General features: G+C 62.3%; 15 protein-coding genes and 2 pseudogenes. 11 read left to right on the forward strand and 6 right to left on the reverse strand.

Annotation, left to right across the window (positions count from 1 at the left end; all coding sequences use genetic code 11):
• Positions 1 to 13: 13 nt before the first annotated feature.
• The 5 genes and pseudogenes from HX873_RS32060 to edd all read right to left on the reverse strand — a co-directional run.
• Positions 14 to 115, reverse strand: a pseudogene (locus HX873_RS32060) (N-acetyltransferase); the annotation flags it as partial.
• Positions 116 to 136: 21 nt separating this feature from the next.
• Complete coding sequence (locus HX873_RS09465) at positions 137 to 1,606, reverse strand: ATP-binding protein (RefSeq protein WP_087694634.1); 1,470 nt, start codon at positions 1,604 to 1,606, stop codon at positions 137 to 139.
• Positions 1,596 to 2,327 carry a response regulator gene (locus HX873_RS09470; RefSeq protein WP_003214124.1) on the reverse strand — a complete coding sequence of 244 codons (732 nt, stop codon included), beginning with the start codon at positions 2,325 to 2,327 and terminating at the stop codon, positions 1,596 to 1,598. The genes HX873_RS09465 and HX873_RS09470 overlap by 11 nt, the downstream gene beginning before the upstream one ends.
• Positions 2,328 to 2,481: 154 nt before the next feature.
• Entirely contained in the window at positions 2,482 to 3,438 is a 957-nt protein-coding gene (locus HX873_RS09475) for a glucokinase (protein WP_003214122.1), read from the reverse strand.
• Positions 3,435 to 5,261, reverse strand: a complete 1,827-nt coding sequence (gene edd / locus HX873_RS09480; RefSeq protein WP_003214119.1) for a phosphogluconate dehydratase — start codon at positions 5,259 to 5,261, stop codon at positions 3,435 to 3,437. The genes HX873_RS09475 and edd overlap by 4 nt, the downstream gene beginning before the upstream one ends.
• 221 nt (positions 5,262 to 5,482) lie before the next feature.
• On the opposite strand from edd, the gene gap reads away from it, so the two are divergent.
• The 8 genes and pseudogenes from gap (at position 5,483) to HX873_RS32070 (ending at position 14,488) form a co-directional block, all read left to right on the forward strand.
• Entirely contained in the window at positions 5,483 to 6,484 is a 1,002-nt protein-coding gene (gene gap, locus HX873_RS09485) for a type I glyceraldehyde-3-phosphate dehydrogenase (protein WP_003214117.1), read from the forward strand.
• A gap of 184 nt (positions 6,485 to 6,668) precedes the next feature.
• Positions 6,669 to 7,187, forward strand: a complete 519-nt coding sequence (locus HX873_RS09490) for an RNA polymerase sigma factor (protein ID WP_003214115.1) — start codon at positions 6,669 to 6,671, stop codon at positions 7,185 to 7,187.
• Positions 7,188 to 7,248: 61 nt separating this feature from the next.
• The gene (locus HX873_RS09495; RefSeq protein ID WP_177122606.1) at positions 7,249 to 8,217 is read left to right on the forward strand and encodes a FecR domain-containing protein; all 969 of its coding nucleotides are present in this window, start codon (positions 7,249 to 7,251) and stop codon (positions 8,215 to 8,217) included.
• A 117-nt stretch (positions 8,218 to 8,334) separates the two neighbouring features.
• Positions 8,335 to 10,914 carry a TonB-dependent receptor gene (locus HX873_RS09500; RefSeq protein WP_177122607.1) on the forward strand — a complete coding sequence of 860 codons (2,580 nt, stop codon included), beginning with the start codon at positions 8,335 to 8,337 and terminating at the stop codon, positions 10,912 to 10,914.
• A 131-nt stretch (positions 10,915 to 11,045) separates the two neighbouring features.
• On the forward strand, positions 11,046 to 11,654 hold the full coding sequence (locus tag HX873_RS09505; protein WP_003214109.1) for a biliverdin-producing heme oxygenase: 609 nt from the start codon (positions 11,046 to 11,048) through the stop codon (positions 11,652 to 11,654).
• Between the two features lie 170 nt (positions 11,655 to 11,824).
• Positions 11,825 to 12,226: a YbaN family protein gene (locus tag HX873_RS09510; protein ID WP_003214107.1), complete on the forward strand. Its 402-nt coding sequence runs from the start codon at positions 11,825 to 11,827 to the stop codon at positions 12,224 to 12,226.
• A gap of 264 nt (positions 12,227 to 12,490) precedes the next feature.
• Positions 12,491 to 13,630 (forward strand): annotated as a pseudogene (locus HX873_RS32065) (HAMP domain-containing protein); the annotation flags it as partial.
• A 102-nt stretch (positions 13,631 to 13,732) separates the two neighbouring features.
• Positions 13,733 to 14,488: a methyl-accepting chemotaxis protein gene (locus HX873_RS32070; protein WP_371103562.1), complete on the forward strand. Its 756-nt coding sequence runs from the start codon at positions 13,733 to 13,735 to the stop codon at positions 14,486 to 14,488.
• 149 nt (positions 14,489 to 14,637) lie between these two features.
• Here HX873_RS32070 and HX873_RS09520 read toward each other — a convergent pair whose 3' ends face one another.
• Positions 14,638 to 15,201 (reverse strand): NAD(P)H nitroreductase, encoded by a 564-nt coding sequence (locus tag HX873_RS09520; RefSeq protein ID WP_003214103.1) that lies wholly within the window; start codon positions 15,199 to 15,201, stop codon positions 14,638 to 14,640.
• 139 nt (positions 15,202 to 15,340) lie between these two features.
• On the opposite strand from HX873_RS09520, the gene HX873_RS09525 reads away from it, so the two are divergent.
• Genes HX873_RS09525 through HX873_RS09535 form a run of 3 tightly spaced genes read left to right on the forward strand, consistent with a single transcriptional unit; the run spans position 15,341 to position 18,964 of the window.
• Complete coding sequence (locus HX873_RS09525; protein WP_008435515.1) at positions 15,341 to 16,768, forward strand: di-heme oxidoredictase family protein; 1,428 nt, start codon at positions 15,341 to 15,343, stop codon at positions 16,766 to 16,768.
• A 31-nt stretch (positions 16,769 to 16,799) separates the two neighbouring features.
• Positions 16,800 to 17,864, forward strand: a complete 1,065-nt coding sequence (locus HX873_RS09530; RefSeq protein ID WP_102606236.1) for an imelysin family protein — start codon at positions 16,800 to 16,802, stop codon at positions 17,862 to 17,864.
• 2 nt (positions 17,865 to 17,866) lie between these two features.
• On the forward strand, positions 17,867 to 18,964 hold the full coding sequence (locus tag HX873_RS09535; RefSeq protein WP_177122609.1) for a DUF1513 domain-containing protein: 1,098 nt from the start codon (positions 17,867 to 17,869) through the stop codon (positions 18,962 to 18,964).
• Positions 18,965 to 19,013: the final 49 nt, after the last annotated feature.

Consider the following 19,013-nt stretch of genomic DNA (forward strand, 5'->3'; position numbering starts at 1 on the left):
GGATACTAATAATGTGGCGAGGGAGCTTGCTCCCGTTGGGATGCGCAGCAGTCCCATCTTTTGGGGCCGCTTCGCGCCCCAACGGGAGCAAGCTCCCTCGCCACAAGTACTCAATCAGCTGCGGTATTGGTGGCGTTCAATCCAGGCCACGAGGCAGTTGCAAGGTCACCCGCAAACCGCCCTCCCGCAGATTCTGCAAACTCACTTCACCGCCATGGCTGTGGGCAATGTTGCGGGCGATACCCAGGCCCAGGCCGTAACCCTGTTGCTGCCCGGCCAGGCGGAAGTGCGGTTCGAAGACCTGCTCCAGGCGCTGTTCCGGCACGCCCGGGCCTTCGTCGTCGACGTGAAGGATGAATTCCGCGCCATCGTCTTCAATATGCAAATGGGCGTTCTGCCCGTACTTCAGGGCGTTGTCGATCAGGTTGCCGATACAGCGCTTGAGCGCCAGCGGCTTGCCCGGGTACGTCGTAAGTGCCCGACCATGTTGGGTCACGCGCCCATTGCCGTTGGGCGCCAGGTACGGCTCCACCAGGCAGTCGAGTACGTGGTTGAGGTCCACCGGTTCGATGTTTTCGTGAATGTCGGTGTCTTTCACACACTGCAGCGCGCCTTTGACCAGCAACTCAAGTTCATCCAGGTCGCGGCCGAACTTGGTTTGCAGGTTCTCGTCTTCCAGCAATTCCACCCGCAACCGCAGGCGTGTGATGGGTGTGCGCAGGTCGTGGGAAATGGCGCTGAACAGCTGGCTGCGTTCGGTCAGGTAACGGCTGATGCGTTCGCGCATGGCATTGAACGCGCGGCCTACTTCCACCACTTCGCTGCCGCCGCCTTCGGCCACCGGCTCCACGTCGGCGCCCAGGGACATGTCCCGCGCCGCCCTCGCCAGGCGCTTGAGTGGACGGCTTTGCCAGTGCACCAGCAGGCCGATAAACAGCAGCAGGAAGCCGCTGGTGAGCACGATAAACCACACCTGCTGGTATGGCAGGCCTTGTTCTTCGAGGCTGGTGTAGGGTTCGGGCAGCAAGGAGGCAATGTAGAGCCATTCGCCCTGGGCCAGCTGGATCTGGGTGACCAACACCGGCGGATTCACCGGTTCCAGGGTCAACGCGTAATGCGCCCAGGAGCGCGGCAGTTCGTCGAGTTTCAAGCCGGCGTTGAAGATGCGCAGGTCTTCGGCGCTGACGAACTCCACCGAAACATGCACGTCGCTGCCCAGGGTCTGGCGCAACACTTCTTCGACAGCACCGAGCACTGCATGCTTGCGCGGGGTTTCCGGCAATACCGCCATGTCCAGGGGCTTGTCGTTGAGCGTCACCACAAACCGGGTACCGCCCATGCTGCGCAACTGGTCCAGTACCAACGGCCGGAAGGCCACCGGCAACGAGCGGAAATAACTGACGCTGGCGGTCATCGAATGCGCCAGGCTGCGGGCGGCGGTTACCAGGCCTTCAAGCTGGGTAGCGCGCAATTGCGAGACCCAGATCACGCTGGACAACGCCTGGGCAAACAGCACCGCCAACAGGGTCAGCAGTAACATCCGCCCCAGCAGCGAACGCGGTACCGGGATGCGCCGGCGCAGTTCACGCAGGCGCTCAGTGGGCATTGCCGGCAACCACGCTGGCTGCCAATTGATAGCCACTGCCGCGCACGGTGCGGATCAGCCGGGGTGGTTTTTCGGTGTCGCGCAGGCGTTGGCGCAGACGGCTGACGGCCATGTCGACAATCCGGTCCAGGGGCATCAGGTCGCGGCCACGGGTGGCGTTGCCGATGGTGTCGCGGTCGAGGATTTGCTGGGGGTGGTCGAGGAACAGTTTGAGCAGGGCAAAATCGGCGCCGGAAAGAATCACTTCCTCGCCGTCGACGTGGAACAGCCGGTGGCTGACCATGTCCAGGCGCCACTCGCCAAACACCAGCACCTCGCCCCCGCTGCGCTCCTGGCCAAACTGGCAACGCCGCAACAGGGCCTTGATACGGGCCTGCAGCTCACGGGGGCTGAAGGGTTTGCCGATGTAATCGTCGGCACCCAGCTCCAGGCCGATGACGCGGTCGGCTTCGTCGGAACTGGCGGTGAGCATGATGATCGGCACCTGGGCCTGGCGCGGGTGCTGGCGGATCCAGCGGCAAAGGCTGAAACCGTCTTCGTCCGGCAGCATCACATCAAGGATCACCAGGTCGCACGGGGCTTCGTTCATCGCCTGGCGGAACCCCGCGCCATCCGGCACGCCACGCACCTGGAAACCGGCGCGGCTGAGGTAGGTTTGCAGCAACTCGCGGATTTCCTGGTCGTCGTCGACCAGGAGAATGGATTTACTGATTACGCTCACGGGGTCCTCCTTGTTGTTATGGCCAAGCTTAAGTCATTTGTTGCCCTTGAGGCCGCCTTCGCGAGCAAGCCCGCTCCCACATTCGACCTCATTCATCCAGTTGGAATGGGATTGAATGTGGGAGCGGGCTTGCTCGCGAAGAGGCCATCACTGCCTACGCAAATGCCTGCTCAAGCGCCACACCAGCACCTGTCAACCCTGAATACGGTGCCGTCACCAGCCACACCGGAATGCCTTTGAAGTAGTCGCTCATGCAGCCCTTGTCGCCAAAACTCCTGGCAAAACCACTCTTGATAAAGAAATCGGCAAAGCGCGGGATCACCCCACCCACGATGTACACGCCACCACGACCGCCGGTGGTCAGCACGTTGTTACCGGCAACCCGGCCCAGCCAGATACTGAACTGGTCCAGCACTTCCAGGGCTATCGGGTCACCCGCCAGGCCAGCGGCAGTGATGGCTTCGGGAGTTTCCAGAACCGCCTCGTGACCGTCCACCGCGCAGATCGCCCGGTACAACCTGGGCAAACCGCCACCGCTCAAGGCAGTTTCAGCGCTGACATGGCCGATCTCATTGTAGATGTGCTGCCACAGCTGGGCTTCACGCGGGCTGCTCACGGGCAGGTCGACATGGCCGCCCTCCCCCGGCAATGCCGCCCAACGGCCATGGCCGAGGTCGAGCAAGGTGCCCACGCCCAGGCCGGTGCCCGGGCCGATCACCACCGCAGGGCGCAACGGCTCCGGCGTGCCTTCGCACACCACGCGGAATTCGTCGGGCTTCAGGCGGGTCATGCCCAGGGCCATGGCCGAGAAATCATTCACCAGCAGCAGCTCGTCCACCTGCAAGGTCTTGCAGAACGCAGTCTTGCTCAGGCGCCAGTGATTGTTGGTGAATTTAAATTCATCTCCACTCACCGGCCCCGCGACCGACAGGCACACCGCGCCAATCGAGCCGATGGCCAGGCCTTCTTCCTTCAGATAGACCTGGATCGCCTCTTCCGGGCTGGCATGATCCGCCGTCGCATGGACGCGGATCGAATGCAGCTCCTGATCCCGCCACAACGCAAAACGGGCGTTGGTACCACCGATATCACCGACCAGCGCTAGCTTCACTTAAGTGTCTCCAAGGCAGAGGTAAAGGCGCTGGCGCCCTGCTCTGCGGAGCTTGCAGCCAAACGCATAAACGCAAACAACTCGCGACCGGCCCCCACGTTATTGCCCAGAAGGCCCGTGGCAGGCGCGCGCGCGGCAAATTCTTCGGCGTCCACCTTAAGCTCCAAGGTGCCTTTGACGCCATCCACGCGAATGATATCGCCATCGCGCACACGTGCCAGTGGCCCGCCGCTCTGGGCTTCGGGGTTGACGTGAATCGCGGCGGGAATCTTACCCGAGGCGCCGGACATGCGCCCGTCTGTTACCAACGCCACTTTGAAGCCACGATCCTGCAACACGCCGAGGAACGGGGTCATCTTGTGCAATTCCGGCATGCCGTTGGAGCGCGGGCCCTGGAAACGCATCACCGCAACAAAGTCTTTTTCCAACTCACCGGCCTTGAACGCGTCGGCCAGGTCTTGCTGGTCCTGGAACACCACGGCCGGGGCTTCGACGATTTGATGTTCGAGGGCCACGGCGGAAACCTTCATCACACCCCGGCCGAGGTTGCCTTCCATTACCCGCAGGCCGCCTTCCGGAGAAAACGCACGGGCCACGGGACGCAGGATGGTTTCGTCGAGGCTTTCGATCGGGCCTTCACGCCATACCAGCTCGCCGTCCACCAGGAACGGTTCCTGGGTGTAGCGGCTCAGGCCATGACCGGCCACGGTGTTGACGTCGTTGTGCAGCAGGCCGGCTTCCAGCAGTTCGCGGATCAGGAACGACATGCCTCCCGCCGCCTGGAAGTGGTTGATGTCGGCCTTGCCGTTTGGATACACGTGGGACAGGGTCGGCACCACTTCGGAGAGGTCGGCCATGTCATCCCAGGTCAGGATGATGCCCGCCGACATGGCGATGGCCGGCATGTGCAGGGTGTGGTTGGTGGACCCACCCGTGGCGTTGAGGGCGATGATGGAGTTGACGATGGATTTCTCGTCGACGATCTCGCCGATCGGCGTGAAGCTGCCGTTGGCCTTGGTCAGGCGCGTGACCTGGTGCGCGGCTTCGCGGGTCAGGGCGTCACGCAGCGGCGTGTACGGGTTGACGAACGAGGCGCCCGGCAGGTGCAGGCCCATGACTTCCATCAGCAACTGGTTGGTGTTGGCGGTGCCGTAGAAGGTGCAGGTGCCCGGGCTGTGGTAGGACTTCATCTCCGATTCCAGCAGCTCTTCGCGGGTGGCCTTGCCTTCGGCGTAGCGCTGGCGCACGTCGGCTTTCTGTTTGTTGGAGATCCCCGACGGCATCGGGCCGCCCGGTACGAAGATCATCGGCAGGTGGCCGTAGCGCAGGGCGCCCATCATCAGGCCGGGGACGATCTTGTCGCAGATACCCAGCATCAGCGCGGCGTCGAACATGTTATGGGACAGCGCTACCGCCGTGGACATGGCGATCACTTCGCGGCTCAGCAGGCTGAGCTCCATGCCTGGTTCGCCCTGGGTCACGCCGTCGCACATGGCGGGGGTACCGCCGGCGAACTGGCCAACAGAACCGACTTCACGCAGGGCCTTTTTGATTTGCTCGGGGAAATGTTCGTATGGCTGGTGGGCCGACAGCATGTCGTTATATGACGAAACAATTGCCACGTTGGCGGCGTTCATCATGCGCAGGCTGTTTTTGTCTTCGGTGCCACACCCGGCCACGCCGTGGGCAAAGTTGGCGCATTGCAGCTTGCCGCGCATCGGGCCGTCGCTGGCAGCGCCGCGAATGAGCGCAAGGTATGCCTCACGGGTTGCACGGCTGCGGGCGATAAGCCGTTCGGTGACCTCAAGTACGCGGGGATGCATGTATAGAACTCCAGGCTAACGGATGTGGCGACCTGAGTGTCTATGCTGGTCAAAAGCCCGCCGCGAAGAGGTTGGCAGGGTGTTGCTTGACCAATCGGACCAGTTGATTCAGGTCACTCGTTGTAGATTGAACAAAATATTGCCACTAAAAAGGCTTGTTTTCTATTTTTATGCGAATAATCTTGTAATTCTTACAACAAATCGACGACAGGCACCTTCCAATGACTCTACGTATCGCTATCAATGGTTTTGGCCGTATTGGCCGTAATGTCCTGCGCGCACTTTATACCCAAGGCTACCGTCAGGATTTGCAGATCGTCGCCATCAACGATCTCGGCGACAGCTCGATCAATGCCCACCTGCTTAAATACGACACCGTCCACGGTACTTTCGACGCAGAGGTCGCTCATGATCAGGAAAGCCTGACCGTGAATGGTGACCGGATTGCCGTGAGTGCCATTCGCAACCCGGCCGACCTGCCGTGGGCTGCCCACAAGGTGGACGTGGTGTTCGAATGCACCGGTCTGTTCACCGACCGTGACAAGGCCGCCGCCCATATTACCGCCGGCGCGCGCAAGGTAATCATCTCGGCCCCGGCCAAGGGCGCCGATGCCACCGTGGTGTACGGGGTAAACCATGACATTTTGCGTCAATCCCACCAGATCATCTCCAACGCTTCCTGCACCACCAACTGCCTGGCGCCCGTGGCCCAGGTGCTGCACCGCGAGCTGGGCATCGAAAGCGGCCTGATGACCACCATCCACGCCTACACCAACGACCAGAACCTGACCGACGTCTACCACACCGACCCGTACCGCGCGCGCTCGGCCACCCAGAACATGATCCCGAGCAAGACCGGCGCTGCCGAAGCCGTGGGCCTGGTGCTGCCGGAACTGGCAGGCAAGCTGACCGGCATGGCCGTGCGTGTACCGGTGATCAACGTGTCGCTGGTGGACCTCACCGTGCAACTGAAAAAAGAAGCCAGTGCCGAGCAGGTCAACGCGCTGCTGAAAGAAGCCAGCCAGCACTCGAAAATCCTCGGCTACAACACCCTGCCGCTGGTTTCCAGTGACTTCAACCATAACCCGCTGTCGTCGATCTTCGACGCCAATCACACCAAAGTCAGCGGCAAACTGCTGAAAGTGCTGGCCTGGTACGACAACGAGTGGGGCTTCTCGAACCGCATGCTGGATAACTGCCTGGCGCTGTGCAACGCCGAGTAATGCTCGGCCTGTAGGAGCGAGCTTGCTCGCGAAAAACGCAAAACCACCGCGTTTATTCAGGATGCCAGCGATATCGTTGACGCCCTTCGCGAGCAAGCTCGCTCCTACAGTAATCCAAAGTGCCACTTGCCATTTGCGTTGATGATAAGCATTATCATTCGCTGCAAATCGGTCTGGTATCACTGTGAGCCAATCTCGTTTCAACCAAGTCTTCCTCACCCAACGGGTGATTTTGCTGCGCACCTTGCAGCGGATGGTGAATAACCACAGCACCGCCGAGGACCTGTTGCAGGAAACCTACCTGCGCGTTACCCGGGCCCTGAGCGAACGGCCGATCGACCACCTCGAACCCTTTGTCTACCAGACGGCGCGCAACCTGGCGCTGGACCACCTGCGCGCCCGCAGGATTCAGGCCCGCACCCTGCAGGAAGATGTCCCGCTGGACGTCCTGCAAAGCGTCGCCTCCCCCGTCAGCACCCCCGAAGACGCGACACAGGCCGAGCAATTGCTCGAGCACCTGAGTGTCAGCCTCGGCCAGTTGAGCGCCCGCCAGCAGCAGATATTCATCCTCAGCCGCCTGCACGGTTGCAGCTATCAGGAGATCGCCGACAAGCTCGACGTGTCCCTGAGCACCGTGCAGAAGGAACTGAAACTGATCATGGCCATCTGCATAGGTGTGGCCGAAAGACTGGATCGCCCTTAAGCTTTGTCGGCACAGTCTGTAGGACTATTGATTAAAACGTGGCGAAGACCCGAGGAACACCGTGACGGAACCGAATAAACGGCACCCCCATGAGCTGGCTCATGAGGTGTTGCAAGACGCGGCCATGGACCAAGCCCTCGACTGGCTGATCGCGTTGCAGTGCCCGCAAACCGGGCAGCAGGCGGAATTTGAAGCCTGGCTCGCCAACGACCCGTTAAACGCCGAAGCCTTCATCAAGGCCCAGACTGCCTGGGGCGGCGCGCCGGTTCACAGCGCTGCCGTCGCCCTGAATGCTCCACGCAAACCCAGCGCCTGGCGCCGTATCAAACCGCACTGGAAGCCCCTGGCCACTGCCGCCGTGTTGCTGCTGGGCCTGTTCAGCTTCAGCAACCTGCCTATGCGCCTGCAGGCCGACCATCTGACCGTGGTGGGCGAGCGCCAGCGCCTGCAGTTGGACGATGGCTCGAAAGTGTTGCTCAACACCAATTCAGCCTTCTCCAGCAGCATCAAGGACCACCAGCGCATCGCCCGCCTGTATCAGGGCGAGGCGTTTTTCGAAGTGCTGCCCAGCCGTGGCCTGCCCCTGGAAATCGACGCCGGCCCGGTGCGCGCCAGCGTGAGGGACACCTCTTTCGCGGTGCGCTACTTGAACGGTGAAGCCCAGGTTCAGGTACAGCGCGGTGATGTCGACCTGAGCAACACGTTTGACGACGCGCGGGTGCGCCTGAGCGCCGGTGAAAGTATCCGCATCGGGCCCAAGGGCTTCGGCCAACCGGCCAAGCTCGACACCACCAAGGACCTGGCCTGGGTCGACGGCCGGCTGATCTTCGAAAACTGCCCGATGAGCGAAGTGCTGGCCGAATTGCGTCGCTACTACCCCGGCTGGATCGTCAACAACAACGACAGGCTCGCCAGCGTGGCCGTCACCGGCAATTACCGGCTCGACCAGCCGCTCGACGTGGTGCGCTCCCTGGCCCACATCACCTCGGCCAAGCTCTCGGAATACCCGGCGCTGGTGATCCTGAACTAAATGAGAATTATTTTTACTCGATAGCCAGCGACGATACGTCTCGTTATAGCCAATGCAACTGATTCCTATTTGATTCAGTGCGCAACTATAAGATTCGTACCTTCCGGAGCGCTCTCGATGTCGTCTCGTTTCAACCGCCGGTCCTCTTCGCCCGTTCGCCGCCAGGGCTTGTCGCTGCTGACGGCCGCAATCCTGTTGGCCGGTGCGCCCGTCATGGCTGCCACCGCCGCCGAGCCTGCCAGCCGCAGCCAGGGCAATTACAGCTTCAGCATCGAGCAGCAATCCCTGGTCTCGGCGCTGAACGCCTTCACCGCGGTGACCGGCTGGCAAGTCGGCCTGCCGGCAGAACTGGGCCAGGGTGTGTCGTCCCCTGGCGTGCGCGGCTCATTGCCGGCGGATAAAGCCCTGGACCGGCTGTTGGTGGGGACCAACCTGGGTTATCGCAAACTGGGCAACAACAACATCGTGCTGGAAAAACGCGTCGCCGTCGGCGCCATCACCCTGCAACAGATGACCATCAGTGCCACCCGCCAGGAACAGGCCGTGGACAGCGTGCCCAGCACCGTGACCGTGCACGACCGCGAAGAACTGGACCGCCAGAACGTCAACACCATCCGTGAACTGGTGCGTTATGAGCCAGGTGTTTCGGTGGGCGGTGCCGGCACCCGCTCCGGCAATGCTGGCTACAACATTCGCGGGATCGACGGCGACCGTATCCTGACCCAGGTGGACGGCGTCGAGGTGCCGGACAACTTCTTCAACGGCCCCTACGCCAAGACCCGCCGCAACTACGTCGACCCGGAAATCGTCAAGCGCGTGGAAATCCTGCGCGGCCCGGCCTCGGCCTTGTACGGCAGCAGCGCCATCGGCGGCGCGGTGAGCTACTTTACCCTCGACCCCAACGACATCATCAAGCCCGGGCAGGACTACGGCGCACGCCTGAAGACCGGCTACAGCTCCGCCGATGAGAGCTGGCTGACCTCCGGCACCGTCGCCGGTCGCATGCAGGACTTCGACGGCTTGCTGCACCTGAGCCAGCGCAACGGTCACGAGATGGAATCCTACGACGGGAATAACGCCACCGGCCTGGCCCGCACCGGCGCCAACCCGGAAGATGCGCGCACCACCAACGTGCTGGCCAAACTGGGTTGGAACTACGGCGAAGACAACCGCCTGGGCCTGACCTACGAGAAGTTCAAGGACGATCGCGACACCAACCTGAAAAACGCAGTGGGTGGCCCGTTTGTCGGTGGCCAGGGCTTCAATTTCTACCGCGGCCGCACGGGCAACGACACCATCACCCGCGAACGCTTCGGCATCGAAAACAAGTTCGCCCTCGACTCGCCGATTGCCGATCACATCAAGACCAGCCTCAACTACCAGATCGCCAAGACCGACCAGACCACCGCAGAAATCTACCAGCCATCGCGCAAGGTATTGCGCACCCGCGAGACCCTGTACGAAGAGAAGCAGTGGGTATTCGACGCGCAGTTGGACAAGGCTTTCAGCATCGGCGAAACCGACCATGTCGTGACCTACGGCACCACCCTCAAGCAGCAGAAAGTCACCGGTTCCCGTGAGGGCGCCGCGACCTGCCTGGCGGTCGGCGCAGGCTGCACCGCCATCGGTGCACCAAGCCCGTCGGCCGCCGACAGCGTGAAAAAAGCCAGCGACTTCCCCGACCCGACCATCAACTCCTACGCGCTGTTTGCCCAGGACCAGATTGCCTGGGACAAGTGGACCTTCCTGCCCAGCGTCCGCTACGACTACATCCAGCTCAAACCCAAGCTGACCCAGGAATTCCTCAATACCGTTGACCCGACACGCATCTACGACCACAGCGATTCGGAAAAGAACTGGCACCGTGTAACGCCCAAGTTCGGCGTGACTTACGCCCTGACCGAGCAATACACCTGGTTCGGCCAATACGCCGAAGGCTATCGCACCCCGTCGGCCAAGGCCTTGTATGGCCGCTTTGAAAACCTGCAGCAGCGCTACACCGTCGAACCCAACCCGGACCTCAAGCCGGAAAGCAGCCGGGGCGTCGAAACCGGGATTCGCGGCAACTTCGACTCGGGCTCGTTTGATGTGGCGGTGTACTACAACAAGTACCGTGATTTCATCGACGAAGATGCCTCGGTTGCCGGTGGCACCGTCCAGCAGTTCGAAGCCAACAACATCAAGCACGCCACCATCAAGGGCGTGGAGGCCAAGGGCCGCTTGAGCCTCGACGCATTCGGCGCACCGCAGGGCCTGTATACCCAAGGCTCGATTGCCTACACCTACGGGCGCAATGACGACAACGGCGAACCGTTGAACAGCGTCAACCCGCTCAAGGGCGTGTTCGGCCTGGGCTATGACCAGCAGAACTACGGTGCCCTGGTCAGCTGGACCCTGGTCAAGAAACAGGACCGCGTCGACAGCACCACCTTCTTCGCCCCTGACGGCAACAGCGCCAACGGCCCGTTCAAGACCCCGGGTTTTGGCATCGTCGACCTGACCGGCTTCTACAAGGTCACCAACGACGTGACCATCAACGGCGGCCTGTACAACCTGACGGACAAGAAATACTGGAACTGGGATGACGTGCGCAGCTACGACAGCGTCGGCGAAGCCGGTGTGACCGGCCCGGCCAACCTCGACCGCCTGACCCAGCCGGGCCGCAACTTTGCGATCAATCTGATCTGGGACATCTGATCCATGGAGCCTCACCCCGGCGCGATTTAATCTGCGCCGGGGTGAGGATTTTTTACTGTGACGCGTCTTCTGGTTCGTCTAGTTCATAACAGCCTGGCAACCAGACGCTTTCTCTTCTCAAGGACTCCCCGATGACCGCCTCCCCTACCGCAGAACGTGCAGCCCTGCGCTCCCAGCGCCTGAACCAGATCACCAACGAACCGCACACCAAGCTCGATGCGTTGGTGAAGGCCCATGCACCGTTTGAAACCCAGGCCAACTTCGCCCGCTTCGTGGTCGCGCAATACCTGTTCCAGTCGGAGCTGGTGGCGCTGTACAACGATGCAGAGTTGATCAAGATCGTCCCTGACCTCGCCGAACGCTGCCGTGCCGAAGCGGCCAAGCTGGACCTGGGCGACCTGGACACCGAAGTACCGGCACCGGTGGCCGGCGCGGTGAAAAACCCGAGCAAGGCCGAAGCGCTGGGCTGGCTGTTCGTGTCCGAAGGCTCCAAGCTGGGCGCCGCGTTCCTGATCAAGCGTGCCGTGGGCCTGGGTTTGAGCGAAACCTTCGGTGCCCGTCACCTGGGCGAGCCTGCGGGGGGTCGCGCTGAAGGCTGGAAGCGCTTCACCCGCACCCTCGACGCACTGGAATTCACCGCTGAAGAAGAAGCCGAAGTGGAGAAAGGCGCGATTGATGCGTTCGTGCGCTTCACCGTGTTGCTGGAACAGGCGTACGCTAGCGCCCCTGAGCTGGCCTGATTCCCTGATTGGAATGCAATCAAATGTGGGAGCGGGCTTGCTCGCGAATGCCGTGGTTCAGTCACCAGATATATTGACTGAACCACCGCATTCGCGAGCAAGCCCGCTCCCACATTTTGATCCGGTTTCACTTTGAATCCTTCGTAAATCCATCCATGCAAACCGCACCCATGACCGGCAAAACCCAATCCTCATCCAAAATCGCCCGCGTCCTGTTCGGCCTGCTGGCCTACGTCAGCCTGGGCATCGGCTTGATTGCGATTGTGGTACCGGGCTTGCCCACCACCGAGTTCATCCTGCTGGCCGCCTGGGCCGCCACCAAAAGCTCGCCGCGCCTGAGTGCCTGGCTGGAAAACCACCGGCTGTTCGGGCCGATCCTGTTCAATTGGCGCAATGGCAGGATCATCGCCCGCCGGGCCAAAGTCAGCGCCACCGTGAGCATGCTGCTGTGCGCCGGCCTGATGCTGGTGATGCTCGACCACGGCTGGCCGATCTACCTGGCCATCGCCGGAATGAGCATGGGCAACCTGTGGATCTGGTCGCGACCGGAACGTCTCCCGCAACCCACCTGACACCCTGACTACCGCTCATCGGCTCCCGCTCATGAACTGCCGGCCCAAGCCGATGTTCCGGGCATAGCGCCGAATGGACTCGCGTGAGCTTGCATACTAATAAGTCCATTCGCGGGTACTTCTATGTTCGACACCCTCTCCATTCGCTTGAAAATCGTGCTGTTGTCCGGTCTGTGCCTGCTGGGGGTGATCGCCCTGGTGGTCGGCATGAACCTGTACCAGACCAACCAGAACGACGAACTCATCAGCGATTCAAGCTCGCGAATGCTCACCGACAGTGTGCAGAACCTGCTGCAGGCCAAGGCCGCCGAGCAAGCGGTGCAACTGCAAAAAACCTTCGGTGAAAGCCTGTTGGTGGTGACGGCCCTGGCCGACCAGATCAAGGACCTGCGCACTCTGGCCGGCAAGCGCTCGTTGGATGCCGGGGCCCTGCGTGAAGAACTCAACCACAGCCTGAAAACCGCCTTCGACCGCAACACCAAGGTGCTCGGCATCTGGCTGTCGTTCGAGCCCAACGCCCTCGATGGCAAAGACAGTGAATTCGTCAATGATGCCGCCCGTGTGTCCAACGAAAAAGGCCGCTTTTCCAGCTACTGGAGCCGCGCCGGCGGTGAAGGCCTGAACACCGTGATGGTCGAGGATGACCTGACCAAGACCACCCTCAACCTCAGCGGCACGCCCTACAACATCTGGTACACCTGCCCACGAGACACAAAAAACACCTGCCTGCTGGACCCGTATGAAGACACCGTGGCCGGCAAGCCGGTGTTGATGACCACCATTTCCCTGCCGCTGCTGGTCGACGGCAAAGTGATCGGCGTGGTCGGTGTGGACCTCGCCCTCAATGCCCTGCAAGCGGCCGCTGATGCGGCGCAAAAAGAACTGTTCAACGGCGCCGGAATTCTCGAAATACTGTCCGGTAACGGCTTGATCGCCGGCTACAGCGGCGAGCCGGCCAAAGTCGGCAAAAACCTGGTGGACACCCTCGGTGCCGAAGGCAAAGAGATCGTGCAACTGCTGGCCAGCGATACCCGCAAGATCCGCGAGGAAGACGGCACGATTCGCGCCGTGTACCCGGTCAAACCGATTGCCGACGCCAAATCCTGGGGCGTGGTAATCAAACTGCCCAAACAAGTGCTGCTGGCAGACTCGCTCAAACTCCAGGCGGTGCTCGACAAGGCCCAGGCCAGTGGCACCGTCAAGGCGTTGCTGGTAGGCGCAGCCGCCGGGCTGCTGGGCCTGTTGCTGATCTGGCTGACCGCCACCGGCGTGACCCGGCCGATCAACAGCGTGGCCGCCATGCTCAAGGAAATCGCCAGCGGCGACGGCGACCTCACCCAGCGCCTGGCCTACGGTAAAAAAGATGAACTGGGGGAACTGGTGAACTGGTTCAACCGCTTCCTCGACAAGCTGCAGCCGACCATCGCGCAGATCAAGCAAAGCATCACCGAAGCCCGTGGCACCGCCGACCAGTCCTCGGCAATCGCGCGCCAGACGAGCGAAGGCATGCAGGTGCAGTTCCGTGAGATCGACCAGGTGGCCACCGCCTCGAATGAAATGAGCGCCACCGCCCACGACGTGGCCAACAGCGCCTCCAACGCCGCCAGCGCGGCCCGCGGCGCCGACCAGTCAGCCCGTGAAGGCATGCAGATTATTGAACGCAGCACCCGCGACATCACCACCCTGGCCGAAGAAGTGAGCAAGGCCGTGACCGAAGTCGAAGCCCTGGCGGTGAACAGCGAGCAGATCGGTTCGGTACTGGAAGTGATCCGCAGCATTGCCGAACAGACCAACCTGCTGGCCCTGAACGCTGCGATTGAAGCGGCGCGAGCCGGGGAAAGCGGGCGCGGTTTTGCGGTGGTGGCCGACGAGGTGCGCAACCTGGCCAAGCGCACCCAGGACTCGGTGGAGGAGATTCGCCTGGTGATCGAGCGCATCCAGACTGGCACCCGTGGAGTGGTGGCGACCATGCATTCGAGCCAGACCCAGGCGCAGAACAACGCCGGGCAGATTCATCAGGCGGTGCAGGCCCTGGGCAAGATCAGCGATGCGGTAACGGTGATCAGCGACATGAACCTGCAAATCGCCAGCGCCGCCGAGCAGCAAAGTGCGGTGGCCGAGGAGGTCAACCGCAACGTCTCGGCAATCCGCACAGTGACCGAAACCCTGACCGGCCAGGCCACCGAATCGGCGGCCATCAGCAGCCAGCTCAACGCCCTGGCCAGCCAGCAGATGAAGCTGATGGATCAGTTTCGGGTTTGACCCGGGCTTGAAACCAGTGAGCACCCAATGTGGGAGCGGGCTTGCTCGCGAACGCGGTGGATCAGTCGGTACATGTATTGACTGACACACCGCATTCGCGAGCAAGCCCGCTCCCACACAAGCCCGTCCACATTTAGAGTCGCGGTGCCTTATTGACCCGTCCAGGCCGCCACAAACGGCGCGAGGTCTTCTTTCGGGGCCGTACGCGGCGGGTTTTGTGGGGTGCCCAGGTAGAGGAAGCCAATCACTTCCTCATCCGCCTTCAGCCCGAGGCCTTTGGCGACATGGGCCGAGTACGACAACTCACCGGTGCGCCACACCGCGCCGATCCCCTGGGCGTACGCCGCCAGCAGAATCCCGTGAGCCGCACAGGCCGCCGCCAGCAGCTGCTCGGATTTTGGCACTTTGAAATGTTCTTGCAGGCGGGCAATCACCACCACCACCAACGGCGCCCGCAGCGGGCCGTTCTGCGCCTTGTCGATCGCGGCCTGGGGCGCGTCGGCGTCCTGCAGGCGGGCGGCTTCGGCCAGCAGGGTGCCCATGCGCTCACGTGCCGCACCCTCCACCGTCAGGAAGCGCCAAGGGCGCAGTTGGCCGTGGTCGGGCGCGCGCATGGCAGCGGCGAACAGCAGGTCGCGCTGCTCCTGGGTCGGTGCCGGGTCCAGCAGTCGCGGCACGGAAACACGGTTGAGCAAAGCGTCGAGAGCCTGCATTGGCCACCTCCAGAGAAAAATGTGCGGTCATTCTAGCGGGAATGAATCGGATACCACCAAACGATAATTGCTCTTATTCAATCCGCCCTGCCCTGTTAGACTTTGCGGCCTTATTTTCAGCCTACGTTCAGGAAGACTGATGTCCCGTTCGCCCCTTCGCCTGTCTGCACTGTTGATGGCCTTGAGCCTGAGTGCCTGCGATGACGCCCCGCGATTCACCAAGGCCGAGCCTGGTGAAGCGCGTGCCGGTGGCGCGACCACGGTGAGGAAGACCGACCAGAACGCCTTCTCCCTGCCCTCGGCCAACCTGTCGCCCACCCGGCGCCTGGACTTCAGCGTCGGCAACAGTTTCTTTCGCAGCCCCTGGGTGATTGCCCCGTCCACCACCACTGCCCGCGACGGGCTGGGGCCGCTGTTCAATACCAATGCCTGCCAGAACTGCCATATCAAGGATGGCCGTGGGCATCCGCCATTGCCCGATGCGCCCAACGCGGTGTCGATGCTGGTACGCCTGTCGATTCCCGATGCACCGCCCTATGCGAAGGTCATCGAGCAACTGGGTGTAGTCCCCGAGCCGGTCTACGGTGGGCAATTGCAGGACATGGCCGTGCCCGGCGTCGCCCCGGAGGGCAAGGTGCGGGTCGACTACACACCGGTCAACGTCCGCTTCAAGGACGGCACCGTGGTCGAATTGCGCAAGCCGGCCCTGCAAATCACCCAGCTCGGTTATGGGCCGATGCACCCCGACACGCGCTTCTCCGCGCGGGTTGCACCGCCGATGATCGGCCTGGGGCTGCTCGAAGCGATCCCCGACGCCGACATCCTGCGCAACACCGACCCGAAAACCGCCGACAAGGAAGCCATTGTCGGGCGGGCGAATTGGGTCTGGGACGACGCGCAACACAAGACCGTACTCGGTCGATTTGGCTGGAAAGCCGGGCAACCGAACCTCAATCAACAAAATGTTCACGCGTTCTCTGGTGATATGGGCCTGACCACCTCCCTGAGACCGTTCGATGACTGCACCGATGCACAAGTGGCCTGCAAACAGGCGCCCAACGGCAATGGCCCGGATGGCGAGCCTGAGGTCAGCGACAACATCCTGCGCCTGGTGCTGTTCTACACCCGCAACCTGGCCGTCCCCGCCCGCCGCGACGTCAACGCACCGCAAGTGCTGGCCGGGAAAAACCTGTTCTACCAGGCCGGTTGCCAGGGCTGCCACACCCCGCAATTCACCACGGCGCCCACCGCCGCCGAACCTGAATTGGCTAACCAGGTGATTCGCCCCTACAGCGACTTGCTGCTGCACGACATGGGCGACGGCCTCGCCGACAACCGCAGCGAATTCAAAGCCAGTGGCCGCGACTGGCGCACGCCGCCGTTGTGGGGCATTGGCCTGACGCAAGCCGTCAGTGGCCACACCCAGTTCTTGCATGACGGCCGCGCCCGCAACCTGATGGAGGCCGTGCTGTGGCACGGCGGTGAAGCCCAGGCGGCGCAGCAGCATGTGTTGTCGTTCAATGCCGAGCAGCGCGCCGCGTTGCTGGCATTTCTGAATTCTTTATAAGCTTTGTCCTAATTACAGAAGGGAGCTCGACATGTTCCGTCCCAAGTTGTTGTTCACCAGCCTGGCCGCCCTCGCCCTCGGTGCGTGCTCGCCCCAGGACCCGCAAGCGGTGACCTCGGCGGCCATCGCCAAGCAAGTGATCCTGCCGACCTACAGCCGCTGGGTTGAAGCCGACCGCCAACTGGCCGTCAGCGCCCTGGCCTACTGCCAGGGCAAGGAAAGCCTGGAGACCGCCCGCGCCGACTTCCTGCACGCGCAAAAGGCCTGGGCCGAGTTGCAACCGCTGCTGATCGGCCCGCTGGCCGAGGGCAACCGCTCGTGGCAGGTGCAGTTCTGGCCGGACAAGAAAAATCTGGTGGGTCGTCAAGTCGAGCAACTGGTGACCGCCCAACCACAGATCGACGCCGCCGCCCTGGCCAAATCCAGCGTCGTGGTGCAGGGCCTGTCGGCCTACGAATACATCCTCTACGACGCCAAGACCGATCTGGCGGACGAGACGCAAAAAGCCCGCTACTGCCCGTTGCTGGTAGCCATCGGCGAGCGCCAGAAACTGCTGGCCGAAGAGATCCTGTCGAGCTGGAACAGCACCGACGGCATGCTGGCGCAGATGACCAAGTTTCCTAACCAGCGCTACGCCGATTCCCACGAAGCCATCGCCGACCTGCTGCGGGTTCAAGTGACTGCGCTGGACACCCTGAAGAAAAAACTCGGCACCCCGATGGGCCGCCAGACCAAGGGCATCCCGCAACCGTTCCAGGCCGATGCGTGGCGCAGCCAGTCGTCCCTGCAAAGCCTGGAAGCCAGCCTGGCTGCCGCCCAGACCGTCTGGGTCGGCGTCGACAACAAAGGCCTGCGCGGCCTGTTGCCTGCCGATCAAAAGCCATTGGCTGACAAGATCGACGCCGCGTATGCCGCCTCCCTGAAACTCTTCGCCAGCAACCAGCGTACGCTGAATGAAATGCTGGCCGACGATGCCGGGCGCCAGCAACTCAACGATATCTACGACAGCCTCAACGTCGTCCACCGCCTGCACGAAGGCGAGCTGGCCAAGGCGCTGGGCATCCAACTGGGCTTTAACGCCAACGACGGTGACTGATGATGCTCAGGCGACAGGCTTTGGCCCTCGGCAGCGTGCTGCTCAGTGCGATCACTTTGGGCGGCTGGACGCTGTTCAAGCAGAAGGGCAAAAGCCCGCTGCTGCTCTCGGCGCGGGATGACAGTGATGGCAGGCACTACGCCGTCGGCTTTCGCCTGGACGGCAAGCAGGTATTTGCCACCGAGGTCGGCCAGCGCTGCCACGACATCATCAACCACCCGACGCTGCCGATTGCGCTGTTTGTCGCCCGCCGGCCGGGCACCGAGAGCTACCTGATCGACTTGCGGGACGGGGCGCTGCTGCAAACCATCACCTCCAAGGCCAATCGCCACTTTTACGGGCATGCGGTGGTGCACAAGGATGGCGAGTGGTTGTATGCCACAGAGAACGACACGTCTGACCCGGGTCGCGGTTTGCTGGGTGTATACCGGTTCGAGGGTGAGCGGCTGGTGCACACCGGGGAGATTTCCACCCATGGCATCGGGCCGCACCAGGTGTCGTGGATGCCTGATGGCGAGACGCTGGTGGTGGCTAACGGCGGGATTCGCACTGAGGCTGAGAGCCGGGTGGAGATGAACCTGAATGCCATGGAGCCGAGCCTGGTCCTGATGAAGCGCGACGGGACGCTGTTGAGCAAGGAGACCCTGAGCCAGCAGATGAACAGTGTGCGGCATATGGGGATTGCCAGCGACGGGACGATCCTCGCGGGGCAGCAGTTCATGGGGGCGTCTCATGAGCGGTCGGAGTTGCTGGCGATCAAGCGACCGGGGCAGCCGTTTGTGGCGTTTCCGGTGGCGGATGAGCAGCTGCAGGTCATGGGGCATTACACGGCCAGTGTGGCGGTGCACAGTGAGTTGCGGCTGGTGGCGTTGACGGCGCCTCGGGGGAATCGGTTCTTTATCTGGAACATGGACAGCGCGCAGTTGCTGCTGGACGGGCCGTTGCCGGATTGTGCCGGGGTGGGTGCGGTGGCTGACGGCTTTGTGGTGACTTCCGGGCAGGGGCGTTGCCGGTTTTATGATTGTCGGCAGGTGCCGTTGGTGGGCAAGCCGCTGGAGTTGCCGGCGGGGCTTTGGGATAACCATCTGCATCTGGTTTGATTGGGGGGCTGATTGGGGGCATATCCGTTGCTGCGGTAACGGCAACTTA

The organism is Pseudomonas sp. P7758 (assembly GCF_013386485.1).
In the GTDB taxonomy this organism is placed as follows: Bacteria; Pseudomonadota; Gammaproteobacteria; order Pseudomonadales; family Pseudomonadaceae; genus Aquipseudomonas.

Bases quoted from the DNA above. Each gene is read 5' to 3' on its own strand.
- HX873_RS09525 (WP_008435515.1), top strand. From the start codon at position 15,341: ATGTCCCGTTCGCCCCTTCGCCTGTCTGCACTGTTGATGGCCTTGAGC.
- HX873_RS09465 (WP_087694634.1), bottom strand. From the start codon at position 1,606: ATGCCCACTGAGCGCCTGCGTGAACTGCGCCGGCGCATCCCGGTACCG.
- gap (WP_003214117.1), top strand. From the start codon at position 5,483: ATGACTCTACGTATCGCTATCAATGGTTTTGGCCGTATTGGCCGTAAT.
- edd (WP_003214119.1), bottom strand. From the start codon at position 5,261: ATGCATCCCCGCGTACTTGAGGTCACCGAACGGCTTATCGCCCGCAGC.
- HX873_RS09500 (WP_177122607.1), top strand. From the start codon at position 8,335: ATGTCGTCTCGTTTCAACCGCCGGTCCTCTTCGCCCGTTCGCCGCCAG.
- HX873_RS09510 (WP_003214107.1), top strand. From the start codon at position 11,825: ATGACCGGCAAAACCCAATCCTCATCCAAAATCGCCCGCGTCCTGTTC.
- HX873_RS32070 (WP_371103562.1), top strand. From the start codon at position 13,733: ATGCAGGTGCAGTTCCGTGAGATCGACCAGGTGGCCACCGCCTCGAAT.
- HX873_RS09530 (WP_102606236.1), top strand. From the start codon at position 16,800: ATGTTCCGTCCCAAGTTGTTGTTCACCAGCCTGGCCGCCCTCGCCCTC.
- HX873_RS09505 (WP_003214109.1), top strand. From the start codon at position 11,046: ATGACCGCCTCCCCTACCGCAGAACGTGCAGCCCTGCGCTCCCAGCGC.
- HX873_RS09535 (WP_177122609.1), top strand. From the start codon at position 17,867: ATGCTCAGGCGACAGGCTTTGGCCCTCGGCAGCGTGCTGCTCAGTGCG.
- HX873_RS09520 (WP_003214103.1), bottom strand. From the start codon at position 15,201: ATGCAGGCTCTCGACGCTTTGCTCAACCGTGTTTCCGTGCCGCGACTG.